This is a genomic window from Candidatus Neomarinimicrobiota bacterium, from assembly GCA_018647265.1.
In the GTDB taxonomy this organism is placed as follows: Bacteria; Fidelibacterota; Marinisomatia; order Marinisomatales; family TCS55; genus TCS55.
Genome location: JABGTK010000004.1, coordinates 93,862 through 113,849, shown reverse-complemented (window position 1 = coordinate 113,849; position 19,988 = coordinate 93,862). Strand labels below are relative to the sequence as shown.

General features: G+C 39.1%; 18 protein-coding genes. 2 read left to right on the top strand and 16 right to left on the bottom strand.

All coding sequences use genetic code 11. From position 1 onward, the window contains the following. Window positions 1-39: 39 nt before the first annotated feature. Complete coding sequence (locus HN459_00655) at window positions 40-237, top strand: hypothetical protein (protein MBT3477952.1); 198 nt, start codon at window positions 40-42, stop codon at window positions 235-237. After that, on the top strand, window positions 234-578 hold the full coding sequence (locus HN459_00650; protein ID MBT3477951.1) for a hypothetical protein: 345 nt from the start codon (window positions 234-236) through the stop codon (window positions 576-578). The genes HN459_00655 and HN459_00650 overlap by 4 nt, the downstream gene beginning before the upstream one ends. Before the next feature lie 41 nt (window positions 579-619). Here the strand turns inward: HN459_00650 and HN459_00645 are convergent, their stop codons facing one another. The 16 genes from HN459_00645 to HN459_00570 form a co-directional block, all read right to left on the bottom strand. After that, the gene (locus HN459_00645) at window positions 620-2,161 is read right to left on the bottom strand and encodes an FAD-binding protein (protein ID MBT3477950.1); all 1,542 of its coding nucleotides are present in this window, start codon (window positions 2,159-2,161) and stop codon (window positions 620-622) included. Between the two features lie 79 nt (window positions 2,162-2,240). After that, entirely contained in the window at window positions 2,241-4,004 is a 1,764-nt protein-coding gene (gene mutL / locus HN459_00640) for a DNA mismatch repair endonuclease MutL (GenBank protein ID MBT3477949.1), read from the bottom strand. Window positions 4,005-4,066: 62 nt separating this feature from the next. Beyond that, on the bottom strand, window positions 4,067-5,764 hold the full coding sequence (gene ftcD / locus HN459_00635; protein ID MBT3477948.1) for a glutamate formimidoyltransferase: 1,698 nt from the start codon (window positions 5,762-5,764) through the stop codon (window positions 4,067-4,069). 128 nt (window positions 5,765-5,892) lie between these two features. Next, window positions 5,893-6,510 (bottom strand): site-2 protease family protein, encoded by a 618-nt coding sequence (locus HN459_00630; protein MBT3477947.1) that lies wholly within the window; start codon window positions 6,508-6,510, stop codon window positions 5,893-5,895. Beyond that, window positions 6,510-7,406: a site-specific tyrosine recombinase XerD gene (xerD, locus tag HN459_00625; protein ID MBT3477946.1), complete on the bottom strand. Its 897-nt coding sequence runs from the start codon at window positions 7,404-7,406 to the stop codon at window positions 6,510-6,512. The genes HN459_00630 and xerD overlap by 1 nt, the downstream gene beginning before the upstream one ends. Then, entirely contained in the window at window positions 7,407-7,979 is a 573-nt protein-coding gene (locus HN459_00620; GenBank protein ID MBT3477945.1) for an SIS domain-containing protein, read from the bottom strand. It abuts the gene before it with no gap. Window positions 7,980-7,981: 2 nt separating this feature from the next. Beyond that, window positions 7,982-8,359 carry a glycine cleavage system protein GcvH gene (gcvH, locus tag HN459_00615; protein ID MBT3477944.1) on the bottom strand — a complete coding sequence of 126 codons (378 nt, stop codon included), beginning with the start codon at window positions 8,357-8,359 and terminating at the stop codon, window positions 7,982-7,984. Next, a complete protein-coding gene (gene accC / locus HN459_00610; protein MBT3477943.1) occupies window positions 8,356-9,717 on the bottom strand; it encodes an acetyl-CoA carboxylase biotin carboxylase subunit in 1,362 nt (453 codons plus the stop codon). Before accC ends, gcvH begins: the two co-directional genes overlap by 4 nt. A gap of 18 nt (window positions 9,718-9,735) precedes the next feature. After that, a complete protein-coding gene (accB, locus tag HN459_00605; protein ID MBT3477942.1) occupies window positions 9,736-10,188 on the bottom strand; it encodes an acetyl-CoA carboxylase biotin carboxyl carrier protein in 453 nt (150 codons plus the stop codon). A gap of 41 nt (window positions 10,189-10,229) precedes the next feature. After that, window positions 10,230-10,793, bottom strand: coding sequence for an elongation factor P (gene efp, locus HN459_00600; GenBank protein ID MBT3477941.1), 564 nt, complete (start codon window positions 10,791-10,793; stop codon window positions 10,230-10,232). Between the two features lie 62 nt (window positions 10,794-10,855). Beyond that, complete coding sequence (locus tag HN459_00595; GenBank protein ID MBT3477940.1) at window positions 10,856-11,791, bottom strand: hypothetical protein; 936 nt, start codon at window positions 11,789-11,791, stop codon at window positions 10,856-10,858. Between the two features lie 4 nt (window positions 11,792-11,795). Continuing rightward, entirely contained in the window at window positions 11,796-12,671 is an 876-nt protein-coding gene (locus tag HN459_00590) for a DUF58 domain-containing protein (GenBank protein ID MBT3477939.1), read from the bottom strand. A gap of 106 nt (window positions 12,672-12,777) precedes the next feature. Continuing rightward, the gene (locus HN459_00585; protein ID MBT3477938.1) at window positions 12,778-13,773 is read right to left on the bottom strand and encodes a MoxR family ATPase; all 996 of its coding nucleotides are present in this window, start codon (window positions 13,771-13,773) and stop codon (window positions 12,778-12,780) included. A 6-nt stretch (window positions 13,774-13,779) separates the two neighbouring features. Beyond that, window positions 13,780-14,265 (bottom strand): tetratricopeptide repeat protein, encoded by a 486-nt coding sequence (locus HN459_00580; protein ID MBT3477937.1) that lies wholly within the window; start codon window positions 14,263-14,265, stop codon window positions 13,780-13,782. Between the two features lie 97 nt (window positions 14,266-14,362). Next, the gene (locus HN459_00575) at window positions 14,363-16,186 is read right to left on the bottom strand and encodes a BamA/TamA family outer membrane protein (protein ID MBT3477936.1); all 1,824 of its coding nucleotides are present in this window, start codon (window positions 16,184-16,186) and stop codon (window positions 14,363-14,365) included. Between the two features lie 6 nt (window positions 16,187-16,192). After that, window positions 16,193-19,963: a hypothetical protein gene (locus tag HN459_00570; protein ID MBT3477935.1), complete on the bottom strand. Its 3,771-nt coding sequence runs from the start codon at window positions 19,961-19,963 to the stop codon at window positions 16,193-16,195. Window positions 19,964-19,988 lie beyond the last annotated feature (25 nt).

The following is a 19,988-nucleotide window of genomic DNA, read 5'->3' as shown; positions in this document are numbered from 1 at the left end:
GTATATGTTATTTCAGTACTCAGCTACTTTATATCCATAATGGGTAAGTATAATTTTTTATTAAAATGGACATTACCACTTTTTTTAGTCGCACATTTACTTGAAATATTTACGCCATTTGCACAAAAGGTTATTCATGCATCACCCAATAAAAATAGTGCCATTATACAATCATTGGTTTGGGGTGCAGCCTACTGGTTACCAGAGTATAAAAAATTAGAGCGGATAAATAATTGAGCTGGAAAACCCAACCCATATTAATCCGATTTTTGACATTCTTCTTTTTACTATTTGCTTGTGAAGATAAAGATGATGCACAAGAATTATCTGAAGCTATTTTAATTTGGGATGGTGAATACGCATCAGATGGTTGCGGCTTTTCTGTTGAACTGAATGGTAAAACATATAAGCCTTTTAACGAATCAAATATTGGAGCAGAGTTTAAAGAAAATCATAAAACTACTGTTATAATTGAGTATTCTTTGCCGAACAAAATGTTAGAATATTTATGCGGTGATGCACCTTCTTATCAAAAGAAAGATGCGATTGATATTATATCAATAAAAAAGAAAAATTAAATTATATAATTTGTTTTATATAAATCCCAAAAGATAAATGATTAACATTGTTCAGCACATTTCACACCATCAATTGCTGCTGAAATAATTCCGCCGGCATATCCCGCACCTTCACCACAAGGAAATAACCCTTTTATTTGTGGGTGTTGCAAAGTGTTTTTATCCCGTGGAATCCTCACCGGAGAAGATGTTCTACTTTCGGGTGCATGGACGATGGCCTCATTGGTCAAATAGCCCTTCATTTGTTTTCCAAAATGCTTAAACCCTTCTTGCAAGTTTTGATAAATAAATGATGGAAATACTTCACTTAATTTAGTTGATGTTGTTCCGGGGAAATATGAAGTCTTCGGAATATCACCTGACAACTTATTTTGGGTAAAATCAACTAACCGCTGTGCTGGAACGTTTTGTGTTTCTCCACCCATTCTCCAAGCCCTTTGCTCTATTTCTTTCTGAAAATACATACCCGCCAATGGACCATGTTCATTATATTTAGCAAAATCTTTAACATTGAGTTCTACAACAATACCTGAATTAGATGTTTCATAATCTCTTCTCGATGGCGACCAACCATTGGTTACAACTTCACCAGGACCTGTTGCACAAGGCGCAATTATACCCCCTGGGCACATGCAAAATGAATAAACACCTCTACCGTTTACTTGCTTCACAATTGAGTAGGATGCCGGCGGTAAATATTCTCCTCTATTTTTACACTTGTATTGTATTTGATCAATAAGCTCTTGAGAATGTTCAACCCTAACACCCATTGCAAATGCTTTAGCTTCTATCTCAATTCCTTTTCTATATAATAATTCAAAGATATCTCTGGCTGAATGTCCCGTGGCTAAAATTATTTTATTAGAATCAATTTCCGTTCCATTTTGTAATACAACACCATTTACAGCATTATTTTTAATAATAATATCTGTTACTCTACTATTAAATAATACTTCGCCCCCAAATTCAATTATAGCCTCCCTAATGGCTTGAATAATTTTTGGTAATTTATTTGTACCAATATGTGGATGAGCATCTACTCTAATTTCTGGCGAGGCACCAAATTGGACTAAAATATCTAAGATTACATTTACATCGCCTCTTTTTTTACTTCTAGTATATAATTTACCATCAGAGAAAGTACCGGCACCTCCTTCGCCAAAACAATAGTTTGAGTCCTCGTTAACAATATGTTGTTTTGTTAAATTCGCTATATCTTTTCTCCTGCTTTTTACCTCTTTTCCTCTTTCAAGGATAATGGGTTTAATTCCCCTTTCAATAAGTTTTAATGCAGCAAAAAGCCCCGCAGGTCCGGCCCCAACAATGATGACACCATCCTCATGACTTACATCTTTATAATCGGGTATATTTTCTCGTTTTTCTTTAAATGCTTCATGAATAAAGACATCAACAATTAAATTGATTTTTGTTACTTTTTGCCTTGCATCAATAGATCGTTTTAAAATCTGGATATGCATTATATCCGAGATTTCAGTGTTGATTCTTTTTGAAACGACTTTTAATAATTGATCAGAATTTTCAGCGACTTCAGGAAGGACTTGGAGTTGAATGTTTTTAATCATTAAAACAACATAGCACTATAGATATATCTAAACATCGTTATTTATAAATAGATTAATTCGTCTTATGTAAGAAATAAAATTAAATCCGCTCGAAGCGGCGGTCCAGTTCATCCATAGATAACTGAACAATAATCGGTCTGCCATGAGGACAGTAATATGGATGTTTGGTACCGAATAATCGATTCACCAATTCACGCATTTCATTAATATTTAAAACGTCCCCTGCCTTCACTGCTGCCTTACAGGAAAAACTTGCCGCCAATGCTTCCTGGAAAGATACGTTTTTCTTTTGAGTCTCTTGAAAATTATCCAACATTTCACGAATAATATTCTTCTCATTCCCCCATGACATTTCTGATGGAATAGCTTCAATCATAACTGTATTCTCTCCGAACTCCTTCATGCGAAAACCCATTTTTTCTAAATAGGGTAATACATCTAGAAGGACTGAATAATCATCGGGAGAGAATTCCATCTCTTCAGGAAATAACAAAGTCTGGGCTGCCATTGCATTGGCATCAAAAGCCGCCATCGCCTCTTCATAAAGGACACGTTCGTGAGCCACATGCTGGTCGATAATTACCAATCCACTTGAGATAGGCGACACAATATATTTTGAATGGACTTGCCAGATATTTTCCAAATCCACTTTACCCGAATCCGGTTCCGGCCGATTGGCTAATTGAGATGCATAAGATTTGGCTCGATCCACTGCCGGTTGAAATTTGATAGCAGATTCTGTGCCAGAGAATGAAAGAGGAAGTCCTTCCTGATCAGGATTCAACTGCCCTTCTTGGGGCGTAAATGTGGTGGGAAAATCAAATTTTCCTCCAAATTTCGGTTTTTCAAAATCAGGAATTGTATTTAAAATTGGGGTCAATGCTTCTTCGATTGCAGATTTCAATACATGGTAGATTCGCCACTCATCCTTAAAACGGACTTCCGTTTTCATCGGATGAACATTAACATCCACTTGATCGTGGGGCACACTAATATTGAGAGCAAAAAATGGAAATTCTCCACGATTAATAATGGATTTATAGGCGCCATAAACACCGGAATTCATCAATCGATTCTGGATAAAGCGGTCATTTAAAAAGATATACTGTTCACCGGGACGGGTGCGGATCAAATTGAGATTCCCCACAAATCCTGAAATTGAATAATCTCCTTTGGTGAAATTCACCGGCAACAGTTGATCCCGATAGGCGGGATCCATTACATGGACAATCCTGTTTTCTAAATCTTCAGGCAGAAGGTTCATAATATCCCGATTATCGGAAACCAGTTTAAAGGCACGATCGGGGTAAGAAAGAGAAAATCGCCGCACCATTTCTACCACTTTGCGGAATTCCATGCGGGGGCTTTTAAGAAATTTTTTGCGAGCCGGTGTATTATAAAATAAATTTCGAATTGTAACGGATGTGCCTTGTACCGCCGGCGCTGGTTGAACTTCACCCAATTTACCATTTAAAATGGACATTTCAGCCCCATCGCCACTTCTATTCGCCGATACAATATTTACTTCAGAAACAGATGCAATACTGGCTAATGCTTCTCCACGGAACCCCAGGGTGTCAATATTAAACAAATCATCCATTGAGCCGATCTTACTTGTGGTGTAGCGTTCAAAAGCGATGGGTAATTCGGCCGAATTTATTCCGGAACCATTGTCCGAAACCTGAATTAGTTGTTGACCTCCCTTTTCTACAACAATTGAAATTTCCGTAGCGCCTGCATCGAGACTGTTTTCCACCAATTCCTTTACCACCGAAGCGGGACGTTCTACCACTTCTCCGGCAGAGATCTTATTGCGTAAATCTTCTGATAATTGTTTAATCATGTTGTTTAGAATTGAAATTTGGAGCCTGAAACCTGAAACCAATTTTTCTCATTTTTTTAGTTTCAACTTTTAATTTTACTATGAGTTTTGTCAAAGACCACTTTATGCTTGGCTTCAGCCTTTTGGATTAATATTTCTACAGCCCTTCTTTTTTCATCGCAATAGGCTTCATCCACCACACCGGGTAAGTTGATTAGCACATTCATGGATGCGCCCCGTACGCCTGCCAAACCGACTTCTGCCGCTACCCCCCCATCGCTCACTGAATTTGGATTCCCCTTTTCTACCAACACTTCTGCTATTTCTATAACACGATAACATTTTTCCGCCGTCTCTAAGGGAATATCTATGGCATATTTATTCGAGTTTTCTACCGCTTTTTCTTTAGCCATTCGTTCTTCATTCGTTGTAGCTGACATTCGATTTGCGTCCATTACCTTGTTAAAGGCATTCGTATCTTCATCGACCAAAAAGGATAATCTATCTTTGAGTGCTTGTGCCTCTACGCCAATCTCATCCATTTCTGGTTTGCTGTTCAGCATTTCTTTTTTCTCGTGGGTTAATGCTGCCACCATGGATGCCAAGGCCGCCCCTAATGCACCAGCCAAAGCTGATACTGACCCACCACCAGGCGCTGGACTATTGGTAGATAATTCTTCCACAAAGTTTTTTCCGACCAATGACATTAATGGACGATCCTCAGATTGAACTGCATAATCAATGATCTTTTCCTCGGGATTAAATTCAGTCACATCATTTAGTCCTAAAGACTGGACGGCACATTCTACAATATCAGTTTCAGGCACACCAATGGATCTATTTTGCTTCTGTAAATAATGTCTCCCCGCCATAATCATCGCTTCCAATGGGATGAGTCCTACCAATTCACTTCCCGTAACTCTTATGCCTCGTACCTCGGCCAGTTTACATGCAGCGTCATAAACATCATGAATTGTAGAAACTTTATAATTATTAAAATTAATGGAAATCTGAGCACGGTTGAACGCATCTACATACCAGCCAATTCCTTTCACATATTTAAACATGCCAGGAACCTTTACTGCTGAGCCATCATCGTTTCGGACAATTTCACCATCTAATAAGTTTTTAGAATTTGGATTGGGTGTCCGCTTACTCCGTCCAGCTTCTCTTAATTCAAAAGCAATGTCCGTAGCTAAACGGTGGTCTTTTGTATTGAGATTAATGTTGTAGGCAATAAGGAATTCCCGACAGCCCATTACTATTGCACCTGCTTTTACATGGAGCGTTTCAGGTCCAAAATCCGGCCGCCAATTCTTATCTTTTAATTTTTCTGATAGTCCCTCGTATTCCCCTTTTCGGATGGTGGGCAATTTTTCCCTATCCGGTTTTTGTGCAGATTTTTCATACAGATAAACTGGGATTCCCAATTCTTCGCCAACTCGTTGACCCACTTGTTTTGACAATTCGATACATTCCTCAATTGTCACACCACTCACAGGAATAAATGGACACACATCTGTGGCGCCCATTCTTGGATGTGTACCAGAATGTTGACTCATATCAATAACTTCAGAAGCAGTTTTTATTCCTTGAAACGCTGCTTCCGCCACCGTATTCGGTTCGCCGACAAAGGTGACCACAGTACGGTTAGTATCGGCGCCGGGATCCACATCCAGTACTGTAATACCGTCTACAGCTTTAATCGCATTCGTTATGGTTTTGATTTTGGTGAAATCTCTGCCTTCACTAAAATTGGGGACACATTCAACCAGTTTCATCTATCCGCCCTGAGCAATTTGGATTAAATAATTTATAAGAAATATGACCACGATCAAGGTGGCGATTGTTCCGAATAAAGATCGTTTTGACCTTCTCGGTTCAATTAAATTTTTGAAAAACCGATCCATTACATACCAGCAAATAAGAACATGAAAAAATTAACGAATGGACTCATCACCATCCAAATGGGAGAAATATTGGTAAACATGCCAAATAAGATTAAGCCCATTAATATCTGTGGGCCGAAGGTCTGGAGTTTATAAACTAAATTCGGATTTTTCCTTATCATCAATCCTGAGAATATTTGGGAACCATCTAATGGTGGAATTGGAATCATATTGAATACGGCCAACATTATATTAATCTGGGTAAACATCATAAGCATCGAAGTGAAGGAACCCATATAACCAGTCATCCGGATCAATGTACCACCTACGAATGCCAATAGTAAATTTGCTGCAGGACCGGCAAAAGCGATTTTCATCATATCCGTTCGGGGATTGGCCAAATAACGTGAATCCACCGGGACAGGTTTGGCCCAGCCAAATCCCACAAAAAGTATCATGAGTGTACCAAACATATCCAAATGTGCCATAGGGTTCAGCGTCAGTCTGCCGGCATATTTGGCTGTAGGGTCGCCTAGTTTATTAGCCACCCATCCATGGGAAAATTCATGAAAAACCAGTGCAAATAAAAGCACCGGAATCAGCATAATGAGTACTTCTGGCGGTAAACGAAATAGCATTAATCAAACCTCGGGTGAAATGTGCGATGCACTTCTTTTAAATGTTCTTTGTCCAAATGGGTATACACCTGGGTGGTGGCAATATCAGTATGTCCCAGCATTTCTTGGACGGATCGAAGGTCAGCGCCGCCCTCCAAAAGATGGGTGGCAAAAGAATGTCTCAGCGTGTGTGGACTTACTTCTTTGTTAATTTCTGCAGCGTTTGTCCATTTTTTAAGCAATATCCAAATCATCATCCGTGTTAGTTTCCGACCATTTCTGCTCAAAAATACTTCAGCAGTATTTGGATTTTTATCTACCAATGACGGTCGTTCATGGTTAATATAATTTTTCAAATTTTCCCGGGCAATTGGGCCAATTGGAATAAAACGCTGCTTTTCTCCCTTTCCTTGAACACGGATCATTTCTGAATCCCATAAAATTTCAGTGGTCTTCAGATCACAAAGTTCCGTCACTCGCAAACCGCAGGAATACATTAATTCAAAAATGGCCAAATCCCGAAGTGCCATAGGCGCCTTTTTGGGAATTATGCTCAAGATAACATCTATCTCTTGAATTGTAAGCACATTAGGCAATTTCCGTGGAATTTTGGGTGTATCAAGAAGTTGGGCAGGATTATCATTAATATGGCCTTCTGCCGATAAAAAATTATGGTAAGTGCGGATTGAAGATATGGCACGTTTAATAGAATTAGCTGCCAATCCTTTATCATTTAATTGGCGAATGTAAGAACGAATATGTCCCATTGTAACATTAAGTACAGTCGTTAAACCAAGATCAGATTCTAAAAAATGATGGTATTGCTTCAAATCCCGTAAATAGGATTCTAAAGAATTTTTGGCCAAATTCCGTTCGACCTTTAGCATGACCATATAGTCCCGGAGATAATTTTCCATTTATCCCGCCAGGATTGCCGCTTCGACAGATTCGCACATTATGTGTTCAGCCAATAAGTGACCTTCTTGAATTCGCTGGGTATCGTCGCTTGGAATACAAATTGTTACATCGCCCACGTCTGCCATTTTACCGCCGGATTTTCCTGTTAAAACAATTACATGAATTCCCTTCGATTTGGCTTCATTAATAGCGCGAATCACATTGGCAGAATTTCCACTGGTAGAAATAGCCACCAACACATCTCCTGCATTTCCCAATCCTTCTATCTGGCGGGAAAATATAGATTCATAGTCTGTATCGTTGGCCCAAGCTGTGACAAAAGATGAGTCTGTTGTGAGTGCAATAGACGCAATGGCTGGACGATCGTGGTCACGGAGTCCACCCATAAGTTCTGCAGCCATGTGCTGCGCATCCGCAGCTGAACCACCATTACCACACCATAATATTTTTTTACCCATTTTCGCCGCATTAATCATCATTTGTGAAGCATTTGAAATATCATTAGCGCAATGGGTAAGCATGGCTACTTTTACATTAGCGCTGTCCTGGATAATACCTTTTACATCAAGCATGATTAACCGATCAATTCAGCGTATTGGTCAACTGTGAGCAGTTCATCTAATTCACCAGCATCAGAAACGGAAACTTTTACAATCCATCCTTCACCGAAAGCATCTTCATTCACTGTTTCAGGACTGTCTTCTAAACTTTCGTTTATTTCAGTAACCGTGCCGCTAACCGGCGCAAATAAATCTGCAACAGTTTTAACAGCTTCGATGGTGCCGAAGGGTTCATCTTTTTCAATCTTTTGATCTACATCGGGAAATTCAATAAAAATGATATCACCTAATTCTCCCTGGGCATGGTCAGTGATGCCAATGGTTACATTCTCACCATCAATCTTTATCCATTCATGTTCTTTGGTATATTTTAAATCCTGTGGAAGACTCATTCTTCTTTAACCTCTTTTTTGTATTCAAATGTTTCTAAAAAACTCGTATCGAATTCTCCCGAACGAAATTTTTCATCTTTCATAATAGCCTGGTGAAAAGGGATTGTCGTTTTTGGTCCCTCAATAATTGTTTCTTCCAGAGCACGTTCCATCCTGTTAATGGCCGCTTCCCTTGTTGGTGAATGGACAATTAATTTTCCAATGAGAGAATCGTAATGAGACGGAATTTCATAACCGGCATAAGCATGGGAATCAACCCGTACACCCTTGCCACCAGGCATGTGATAACTGGTGATTGGCATGGGCGAAGGGGCAAAATTCATATCGGGGTTTTCTGCATTAATCCTGCATTCAATGGAATGGCCCCGCAGTTTCATATTATATAAATAATCGGGAAATTTATCGCCCGCATGGGTTCGAATTTGCCACTTGATCAAATCTGCACCAGTGACCATCTCTGTAATGGGATGCTCCACCTGGATTCGGGTATTCATTTCCATAAAATAGAAATCTTTATTTTTATCTAACAGAAATTCAACGGTACCCACACCCACATAATTCACCGCTTTGGCGCCAGAAATAGCCGCATCTCCCATTCGTTTACGAAGATCTTCATCTACAGCAGCGGAGGGCGATTCTTCCAGTAATTTTTGATGACGTCTTTGAATTGAACATTCACGTTCACCCAAGCTTACTACATTCCCATAGGCATCGGCTAAAATCTGAATTTCAATATGGCGGGGATTTTCGACGAATTTTTCTATATACATGTCCCCATTATTAAAAGAAGTAAGTGACTCTGAACTGGCCATGTTATAGGAATTAATTACTTCACTTTCTTCATGGACGAGTCGCATTCCTTTACCACCACCACCGGCTGATGCCTTAAGCATTACAGGATAACCCATTTCGTTGGCCAATTCACGCGCTTCTTCTGCATCCTTCAAAACACCAACATTTCCGGGGATGACGGGTACACCAGATGCTTTCATTGTCTTTTTTGCCTGAGCTTTATTTCCCATGGCGTTAATAATCTCAGCTGAGGGTCCTATAAAGGCAAATCCATTATCTTCGCAGATTTTAGAAAAATCTGCATTCTCAGCTAAAAAACCGTATCCCGGATGAATCGCATCAGCGTTGGTGATTTGGCCCGCTGCAATGATACGCGGAATATTCAAATAGGATTCAACACTTGGGGGCGGGCCAATGCATACAGCTTCGTCTGCAAATTTCACATGGAGGGAATATTTATCTGCAGTGGAGTATACAGCAACAGATTTTAATCCTAACTCGTGGCAGGCACGGATGATTCGAAGTGCAATTTCACCACGGTTGGCGATTAGTATTTTTTTGTACATACCGATTCTGAGGTTAAATCAGGAAGGATCAATCACAAATAAGGGTTGGTTATATTCCACAGCTTGCCCATCATCCATAAAGATCTTGGTAATGGTACCGTTTGTTTCAGCCTCAATTTCATTCATAATCTTCATGGCTTCGATGATACAAAGGGTATCCCCTTCTGAAACTGAATCACCGACTTTAACAAATGCATCTAAATCGGGAGACGGAGATTTGTAATATGTTCCCGGCATGGGGGATAATATTTCTTCTCCACTAACTACTTCTTCCTCAGGTGCTGTTGCTTCGGGAGAAGAAGATGCCGGCGGCGCGATAGGAGCAGCGGGAGCATGAACAACGGACGGCGCGGAACTTACACCTGCCGATTTTACAACGCGAAAACGACGACCCCAAAAGTTGACATCAATTTCATTAACATTACTGTTTTCTAATAAATAGATTATTTCTTTAAGTTTATCTTGCCACATGTTTTACCTTCAATATTTATGTATAACGGTTGAAACTACGATTAAGATTTCACACGTTCAATATATTCTCCGGACCGTGTGTCAATTTTTAACACTTCACCTTCATTGATAAATAAAGGTACCTGAACAGTGTATCCAGTCTCCACAGTAGCCGGTTTAGTGGCTCCTGTGGCAGTGTTTCCTTTTAAGCCCGGATCCGTTTGAGTTACTTCTAATTGAACGTGGGCCGGCATACGAATATCCAAAACTTCTTCTTCATCAAAAAGAATATCAACATTCATACCACCCTTGAGAAACCTTTTTGCATTTCCCACTAAATCATTCATTACATTAATTTGGTCATAAGTGAAATTATCCATAAAAATATGGGAATCACCATCTTCATAAAGAAACTGCATTGTTTTTGCTTCAATTTTCAGGAAAGATAGTTTCATACCTGCGTTGAATGTTTCGTCAAAAATTTTCCCTGAAGCAATATCCTTCAGTTTGGTGCGGACAAAGGCGGGACCTTTACCTGGTTTTACATGGAGGAATTCTATAACGCGCATGCGTTTATTTTTGTGCAAAATAACTGCACCGTTTTTAATATCTGATGTGGTTGCCATTTTTCTCCCTTAATTAGCCGGGGAATTTACAATCTAGAATAAGTATATCGAGGAGAGTTTTCTCAAGAGATTGATTCAATCTTCCAGTATTGAACAGTGTCTTTAACCAAAACCTGGGAATTTGTGAGATCATTCGCACATTGATCTAAAGCGGCTATATGTTTGGCATATTTAGCCATGTCCGCCCCAGAGAGGATATTGAGATAGGTTTCTAATTGAGAATCAGTATAGGGAAATCCAGAGCGATGGGTCCGAATTTCTTCTGTAGTCATTTCCAAAGTACGTATGTAGAGACTGCTTTCCGTATACTCCCTAAGGATCAGGGAAAGGCGTGCATAAAATTCTTTAATATCCCCTTTGTCCAAAATATCGGACTGATTCAATTCATCCAACTTTTGTAATGCAACCGTATCCGGCTCTTCTAAAAATTCCGGTTTATCTTCGAATGAGATTTCCAATTTCTGTCGCTTTTTCCAAATAAACACGATACCCACCAGAAGGGCCACCAATATCAAAACTAGCATAATGGTTTGCCAAGGGAGTGGAAATCTTACCGGCACCGGATCTTTGATGGGCATTATGCCGCCACCGGATTGTTTATAACTTGGGTCTTGCTCGGTGATAGAAACTACTTCAATAAACATGGAATCGGCGCTCATTTCATACGCGAAAGTACTATCAGCATTTAAAACAGAAACTGTCACCCCAGGAATAGCCACTTTTCCAGTATCCCAGAATACCAATTCAAATTTGCCTAGGCGACCCATATCTTCATCATAAATAGAAAAGGACCGAATCTCCAAAGGATCTTCCAATACCCATTCAGGGAATTGAATAATCTTATCTTTTGGTGCACGAACCATAACGGCATAAGTAACAGGACTACCAATAGTGGTATAGGTGGTATCCAATTCAACTATCATTTCTACTGATTTGGATGGTTGATCCTGACTACAAGCAATTAAGAGAATCAGACCTATATATGTTATTTTTCCCACGGAGCTAATACCGTTTTTCCCTACGGCGGAAATAAGTCATAAGTGGTTCTACATAATCTTTATCAGTCCCTACATTGATTACATCAAATCGACTACGGCCACACTCATTTTCAAAATTTTCCCATTTTTCCTTAATGGAATTTGAAAAATCTTTCCGTTCACTTTCAGAGGACATATCGGCCCAAAACTGCTCCCCCGTTTCAGGGTCATGGACTTTAATTAATCCTAAATTCGGTAAATTTTCCTCCGCTGGATCCGTAATCCGGATTCCGATCATATCGTGCTTTTTGTTAGCCAGTTTAAGGGATTTCCAATAGCCATCATCCAGAAAATCAGAAATGAGAAAAACCACTGCTTTGCGTTTGGCCACATTCATGAGAAAATCTAAACCGGATTGGAGTGATGTTCCCGTCCCTTCCGGTTCATGAAATAATACTTCCCTCACGACTCGTAGAATATGTGAGCGGTCTTTTTTAGGCGCAATATATTTTTCTACATGATCGGAAAATAAAATGAGCCCCACCTTATCTTTATTCTTGATGGCCGAAAAACCCAGGACGGCAGCAATCTCCGCCGCCATTTCGGATTTAAATTGGGCCACTGTACCGAAATGACCGGAACGGCTTACATCTACCATGAGAAATACGGTCAGTTCACGTTCTTCTTCAAAAATTTTAACGAAAGGTGCATTGCTACGAGCAGTTACATTCCAATCGATCATGCGAATATCATCACCGGGCGTATATTCACGGACTTCAGAAAATGTCATACCACGGCCCTTAAAGACAGAATGGTATTCACCACCGAAAAGGTCATTCACCAATCCTTTGGTGCGAATCTCAATATGGCGGACTTTTTGTAGTATCTCTTTTGGAATCATTGGTTAATTGATTAGGGCAGATTGAAAAAGGGTAAAGTGGTCCTTCTAGGGCAAAAACAGCTGTTTCGGAATTCCCTCTCTTTTCTCCTTTTTACTTTTTCCTTGGTTACGGAATTTCGATTGAATCAAAAAGTCTTTGAATAACATCTTCAGAAGTGAGTTCTTCCGCTTCCGCTTCATAGGTGAGAATGACACGATGGCGTAAAACATCTTTACCAATATAACGCACATCTTCTGGGGTGATATAACCCCGATGTTCTATAAAAGCCCGCGCCTTGGATGCAAGAATCAAGTTTATTGTGGCCCTGGGACTGGCGCCATACTCAATCAATTGAGATAAATCTCCCAATCCAAATTCATCAGGATTTCGTGTGGCAAAAACTAAATTCAAAACATAGTCCTCTACCTTTTCATCCACATAAATATCATTTATTGTTTTTTGTGCATTGAGGATATCTTTTGCTTTGACGGCAGGTTTAATCGGTTTTGATTGGCCAGTCCTGGCCGCCTGTCTAAGGATTTTCCGTTCTTCATCCTTCTTAGGATAATCCACCTTTAACTTCATCATAAATCGATCCACTTGCGCTTCTGGCAATGGGTATGTCCCCTCTTGCTCAATGGGATTCTGCGTAGCTAACACAAGGAATGGCGCATCCAATTTAAATGTTTCTTCACCGATGGTGACTTGGCGTTCCTGCATAGCCTCCAGCAAAGCGCTCTGAACTTTTGATGGGGCACGGTTAATTTCATCCGCTAAAATTATATTAGAAAAAATGGGGCCTTTACGAATTTCAAATGCACCAGTTTTTTGGTTAAAGATCAATGTTCCTAATAAATCTGCCGGAAGCATATCGGGTGTAAACTGGATACGTTGAAATCCCGTGGCAATGGCCTGTGCAAGCGTATTCACCGTTAAGGTTTTGGCTAGCCCTGGAACACCTTCCAACAGCAGGTGACCATTGGCAAGAAGACCGATTAAAATTTTATTAATAAGTTCATCCTGGCCGACGATTACTTCGCCCACGGATTGGCGGAGGGGATCGATAAACGCTGATTCTTTGACGATTCGATCGTTAATTTCTGATAGACTGAATTCTGACATATTGTGTTACTTCGTAAGGTGTTTGAGTTCTGGGATATCCTTAACATCTCGGCCAAGGTATTTCAATTCAAATGATACGGATTTTGCTAATTCATGTTCCGCATACATTTCTAAAAATTCGTTATAGTGGGACTCAGCATGGGCAAAATCCGACAGCATGTTGGCATAAATAAAGCCCTCCATAAAAAGGGCAAACGGTACTTGCCTGTCCTCAGGATAAGATTTTCTAAGAGTACTATATTCTTCGATTGCTTTTGAAAAATCGCGCATATCCCTGTAATAGATTTCAGCAATCAAATATTGTGCTTCTGGTGCAATCTCATCATCTCCATATTTTGAAATCACTTTTTCCAGAAGCGCCAGTGCCGCTTTGGCTTCGCCACTATTGCGTTTAATTTCAGCTTCGGAAAATAGGTCATCAGCTGTTTTAAACAGTCCGCAACTAGATATGGCAAAGGCGACAAATAAGATGAATATATGTTTTGATTTCATTTGATTTCTTTTGATTTAAGGGCGGTGAATTTATATGATATCTTTCGCTACCACCACCTCGAATTCTACCTTACGATATGATATATTATTTGTTCCATTAAAAGGAATACAAAAATCCCAAATGAATTTGGTTTATTGTAGGATCCTCTTCACTCTCGGCATAATCTATTCGAATTGGCCCAATAGGCAGATCAATGGTAATTCCTATGCCCCTATTCCATTGAAGATCTTTCCATTGGACAGATTCAATTGAATCAGAAATATAACCACCGTCATAGAATAACACACCTCCCAATCTCCAAAAGAGAGGAAACCTTATTTCCAAATTGGAGAGAACTTTGGCTGTCATCCCAAGAGGTAAAGTGACCCCTCCCTCCGATTTATATGTCATGAATTGCAATGGTTTCCAGGCTCGAAGGGTGTTGCTTCCTCCTAAATAAAATTTTTCAAAGAGTACTGTTTCATATTGATCGTAAGCTTCAGTCCAAGCTGTAATTAAACCAGCATTTATTCGGCCGGCAATTGTAACCTTTTCCAAAGGAGATATATATTGCCTATAATCTAAATCGTACTTGCTATAAGAGCGATTGCCACCAAGCCATCCTCCAAAAGCATCCATTTTAAATACAATTACATTTCCTTTTGTAGGATAAACAGGATTGTCACGATTATCCTGATGCAAATGTAAACTAAATTTTCGCTGTTCAATGTTATCCTTGAATTCATCCGATTCATCAAATCGTTCTAATCTTATACCAACATCCAGAAACGATCGTTGACGATTCCATCTAAAAATATTGGAATACTGTAAACCAATCCGCCTCACGTAGGGTCCTTCTTCATCACCAAAATTTTTAAACTGCTGATAGAACACTTTTACTTGCGTGGGCAATTTCAATGAGAAAGGACGCTGGTTTGAAATTTTAATATCAATACTGAAGCGAGGATATACAAAACCTTCTTCAGTTGGCATGACAACAGATCCACGAGCATCAAACCTATTTTTTGAACCAAATATCATCCGATCTGACCACTGTACAGACCCACCCATACCCACCATTGAGTTCACCCCAGGGACATACTCGATATCCTCATAACCGAAGTCAATATCCTGAACGCCCCGATTTTGAAATTCTTTCATGCGGACTTCTATATTAATGAGGCTGTCTACCTCTGATATAACAGGATGTGTAATAAGACTAGCAGAAGAAAAGAATCCTGCCTGGAGGAGGGTACGTTTTGTTTTATCCATAAGGCTTTTTCGAAATAGATCACCTTTTTTAAAAGCAAATTCCCGACGGACATAACTGGAGTCGATCAATTCTGTCCCTGAAACCCATGATTCATGAATAAAAACATCTGCACCTTCATTAATCTTGATTGTAAGGTTGACTGAATCTTTTATTTCCTGTTGAATATCTATTTGGGCAAAAAGCTTTCCCACTTCCTGGAAGGCTTCATAGGCCATGGCAAGGTTGGTATTGATTTGCACCGGGTTATAAGGGCTACCCTCCTTTAATCCCAATAATGAAATAACCTTTTTTTCTTTTAAGGTTTTAAGTCCAATAATTTCTACAGAATTCAGGTAATACCGATTACCCTCATTGATTATAAAATATATATCTGCTTTATCCTCATTTACAGAAAAAGAATCCTTTACAGTCGCTTCTAAAAACCCGTTTGAGTTGTAAAAATTTTTAATAGAGATTGCATCCAATTTGAGGAGTCTTCGATCAAATTCAATTTGAGCAAATTTGAGAACCGACAATGGTTTTAACTCAATCTGCTCCCTTAATGCACGTTGATTGAATGAATTATTATCTATAAAATTTACTGTATTGACTAATACTATCTCCTCTTGTTGAGCAGACAGCGGTAGTGTAGCGACGGCTGTCGCCAGGCATAAAATTATTTTTCGCATTGATATTTAGTAGATTCGACGAATGCGGAACTTCATGTGGACTTTTCCCGTCTCATCCACATTTCCAATAACGGAGAAATTAGGATTTAATTTATATTCTACACCCACCTTCTTTTTATAAGCACCTTGCAATGAAAAAGATCGGCGATAACTAAAACTAAAATTTTGATTTACTTTGGCGCTGATGCTGAATTCTTCACCCTCTCGTTGGCTCAAATAATCTGTTGAACCGGATATCTCTACATCTTCAATCAATCCAGCAGATTTTAAACCCGTAGCCCGGACGAAATTCCGCTCTAATTGTCTTTCTAAATATGCTCCAAGGATTGTTTGTGCTTGGGTACCAAGACCTTCTGCAGTGAATCCTTCTTCAGCAACACGAGTGTTAAATGTTAGCAACTGAAGAATATCGCTTTCCGTATAACCCTTATTACTCTCGAAACGCCATTCAGGATTATCAAAAGGTCCAAACACGCCAAGCATGATTTCAGCATCTCCTATTCTTGTGGATGCAGATACATCCAAAGTCGGGTTAAAGCCTTGGCCGTCCAGGGTCATTACACCTTGTAAATTCTCAAAAACATCTCCAAGATAATAATAAATTTTACCCTCAACAAATTCGATTTCACCGGAATAATTCCAATCACCGTCAAATTGTTTAGACATGGCTATTTCACCGGAAATTTTCGCATCAATCTGTGAATTTCGAATTGAAAATGTATCTTCAATCGGAAAACGAATATTATAATTGGTAGTCGTCCGCCCCTTTTCTTCAACAGCTTCAAGTGCATCATCGCCGGAAAATTCCATATAAATAGCGCCTGTTTTTGCAGCCACCACACCGGTGATCTCTAATGTATCCTTTCCTGAAATTGTTACATCCACATCACCATATCCTTCAATATCACCATTCAATGAACGGAAAAATACCTGATTACCAACGGCATGCAGATCAAACCGAGGTTCAAAAAACTTGGTGAAATCCATACTGCCATTGAGGGTGAAATTTTGGTCGACATCCACCTTGGAATGAGAATCATAAATGTTCCCAGTGAATGATTGAATAGACAATTGGTTATCGTTTAGACTGCCCATGGTGGAAATCTGGCGTATGGGTTCATCCATGAGAACAGTATAAATTTCTCCGTTTACAATACGAATACTACCATTGCGCATCAATGCATCGGGAGGTCCGGAAATATCCAATTTTATATTAATATCACCAATGATGGAATCAGTCTCGGCTAAATATTCTGATAAAAATACGGCCGAATGGATATTCCCCTCTGTCTTTACCATTAATTCAGCCCCCGGATGCCATTTTTGCACATTAGGAGATGTAATGTCATAATCAATGGGTAATGACGCTTTCCCAGTTAGAAGATTGTTATTCCATGTTGAACTAAATTGATTAATTTTCAGTTTTTTATTTGAATAATGGGCCTCACCTTTCACAGTCCCTAATGGTATGGGACCAAAGAAAGTATTATCAATTTTTCCCTCCAAATCAAAACGTGTTCTTTGGGTGCTTCCACCCATATTGAAATTGCCCGTAAATTGACCAAATAATAAGGTTTCCCATTTTGGGGCGAATTGGGTTAGAATAGTTAAATCCACATTTTTAAAACTAGATTGGACGTCTACCATTGTCGGCTTGGTGGAATCAGCTTTAACTGGGAAGGTCCCCGTAACTTGGAGGCCTGTTTTTTCACCATCCGTTAGTGTTAAATCTTCCAAGTGTAAAATACCATCTCGGTATAATGAAGAAATATAAAAGTCATCAAAGGGTTGATTTGCTATTACACCATTTTTTAAAGTTATGTCCAAACTCACATCATCAGGATTTAAATCCTGCCCAATAGACACTTCACCAAATATATCTCCGGTCAAATCATAACCAAAATCCCGGTTGGCCAATTTTAATAATTCTGTAGAAACATTGGAGAATTTCAAGCGGCCTTGGAATGGATTGGTTTTAATAAAACCTTCAATTATACCGTCATCCATATGAATTTCAAATGGTTCAAAAGAAATTCGGTCATCCGTACTAACGATGGTTATGGGACTTGGATTAATCAAATAATGCCCTTTGTTGGCGATTTGGAATCGTTCCAAAATAAGGATACTATCTTGCTCTACCGACCCGTTGAATTGGAGATAATCCTGGCCATTTTTCAATTCAAAACTGGATATTTCGATCTCATCTTCTCTGAATTGAAATTCTCCAGTCCCATTTTCAAAACCATATTCATTCCATGTGCCATTGCCAAACTTTACCTTTATAGCACCACCGCTAAACGCATTTAAATTATCCAGATTACCCAACAATTCAAATGATGATAGAGATATATTATTATACTCAAGACCGACAATAACCAAGTCTGTTGATACACCTAAGGTATCTATTGAACCATTGAGTTTTAGCGATCCAGTTGCCCTACCACCAGATAATGAATCAGCCCAAAAATTATTAATTAAAAATGTGGATGCATCAGTGAGATTAAATTCGAGATTCACCGAATTATCTTCAAAATTGGTGGTTCCAATTACCGACACGATTGAAGGACCAATTGACATAGTGATGGGATTGGTAATGTTCAACTTAAAATCTTTATAGGAAATTCCACCAGAAAATGAAGATGCCTCTCGGTCAAATAGTAAAGATTCACTTATTTCAGCATTAATATCCAAGGACGTGATTGTCGTTTCATGTGCTTCACCATTGACCAAAACATAACCAGATAAATTTGTTTTGGGTTGGTCCAGAATCCATTGGCTCACATCCAATGCTTCAAGTTGAGCAGTACCATTGAATCTTCCTTTATCCTCAAATAATCCCTGTAATTTAAATTTTGCATCATTACCGGCCAATTCCAAGGATTCCAATCGAAAATATTCGGCATGCCTTACAAGGTCAAAACTTCCACCCATATCTAACCCAAGATCATTCCTTATAAACAGGTCCCCCACATAATGGGTAAGATCAGATTCAAAATGAAAGGTTGCCGAAAGTTTAGACAAATTTGGCTGGAGGGGTAACTTTGAAAATATTTGCGTAGGAATTTCATATTCCGACAATTCCAATTGTGATCGAATGGTAGACTTTTCACCTCTGTCATAATCAAAATGACCACTCACATTGAACCCATTTATGATTGCATTTTTTATATCAACTTCCAACTCTTTAGATGACAAACTCCCACTAATATTATTAATAACTATGTCAATTCTGGGACTTGCACAATAAACTTCAAATTCCTGTAAATCGATGACCATTTCATCCTTACCGTCACCCACACTTCCCGCAATCAAGAAATGAACAGTTCGACTGGAGTCATCAAAAGGGATGTATATATTTCCATCCACATTTAATTGGCGAATATTTAGAGGAATATTCTCTGGCGCAAAATTAAACGAATCGATGGAAGTAGAATCGTCATTAGGCTTGAAATAGGGTTGAATAGCCGCGTGGGAAACGGATAATTGGTCGATTTCAATTCGGCCTTTTAAAAGAGGTGCTACTTTAATTCTCGTCATTATACTAGGTAAAAATACGGTTGCACCATTTTCATGAATAAGAGAAACATTTTCAGAATAAAGTGTAGAAAATAAATGACCAGAAAGATCGTTGATCTCGATTGTCCACCCTTTCTCATTAACTTGTTCATTGAGGTAGGATTCTATACGATCTTGCCAAACGCCTGGTCTAAAAAGCAAAAAGCCCGCAATACTAATTGCGAAGGCAAGGATTAAATAAATGGTTTGGCGTTTGTTCATTATCAGATGAATCGCTTTGACTCTC

Bases quoted from the DNA above. Each gene is read 5' to 3' on its own strand.
- HN459_00655 (MBT3477952.1), top strand. From the start codon at position 40: ATGGGTAAGTATAATTTTTTATTAAAATGGACATTACCACTTTTTTTA.
- accB (MBT3477942.1), bottom strand. From the start codon at position 10,188: ATGTGGCAAGATAAACTTAAAGAAATAATCTATTTATTAGAAAACAGT.
- HN459_00570 (MBT3477935.1), bottom strand. From the start codon at position 19,963: ATGAACAAACGCCAAACCATTTATTTAATCCTTGCCTTCGCAATTAGT.
- HN459_00580 (MBT3477937.1), bottom strand. From the start codon at position 14,265: ATGAAATCAAAACATATATTCATCTTATTTGTCGCCTTTGCCATATCT.
- ftcD (MBT3477948.1), bottom strand. From the start codon at position 5,764: ATGAAACTGGTTGAATGTGTCCCCAATTTTAGTGAAGGCAGAGATTTC.
- HN459_00575 (MBT3477936.1), bottom strand. From the start codon at position 16,186: ATGCGAAAAATAATTTTATGCCTGGCGACAGCCGTCGCTACACTACCG.
- HN459_00620 (MBT3477945.1), bottom strand. From the start codon at position 7,979: ATGCTTGATGTAAAAGGTATTATCCAGGACAGCGCTAATGTAAAAGTA.
- mutL (MBT3477949.1), bottom strand. From the start codon at position 4,004: ATGATTAAACAATTATCAGAAGATTTACGCAATAAGATCTCTGCCGGA.
- gcvH (MBT3477944.1), bottom strand. From the start codon at position 8,359: ATGAGTCTTCCACAGGATTTAAAATATACCAAAGAACATGAATGGATA.
- accC (MBT3477943.1), bottom strand. From the start codon at position 9,717: ATGTACAAAAAAATACTAATCGCCAACCGTGGTGAAATTGCACTTCGA.
- HN459_00585 (MBT3477938.1), bottom strand. From the start codon at position 13,773: ATGTCAGAATTCAGTCTATCAGAAATTAACGATCGAATCGTCAAAGAA.
- efp (MBT3477941.1), bottom strand. From the start codon at position 10,793: ATGGCAACCACATCAGATATTAAAAACGGTGCAGTTATTTTGCACAAA.
- HN459_00645 (MBT3477950.1), bottom strand. From the start codon at position 2,161: ATGATTAAAAACATTCAACTCCAAGTCCTTCCTGAAGTCGCTGAAAAT.
- HN459_00590 (MBT3477939.1), bottom strand. From the start codon at position 12,671: ATGATTCCAAAAGAGATACTACAAAAAGTCCGCCATATTGAGATTCGC.
- xerD (MBT3477946.1), bottom strand. From the start codon at position 7,406: ATGGAAAATTATCTCCGGGACTATATGGTCATGCTAAAGGTCGAACGG.
- HN459_00630 (MBT3477947.1), bottom strand. From the start codon at position 6,510: ATGCTATTTCGTTTACCGCCAGAAGTACTCATTATGCTGATTCCGGTG.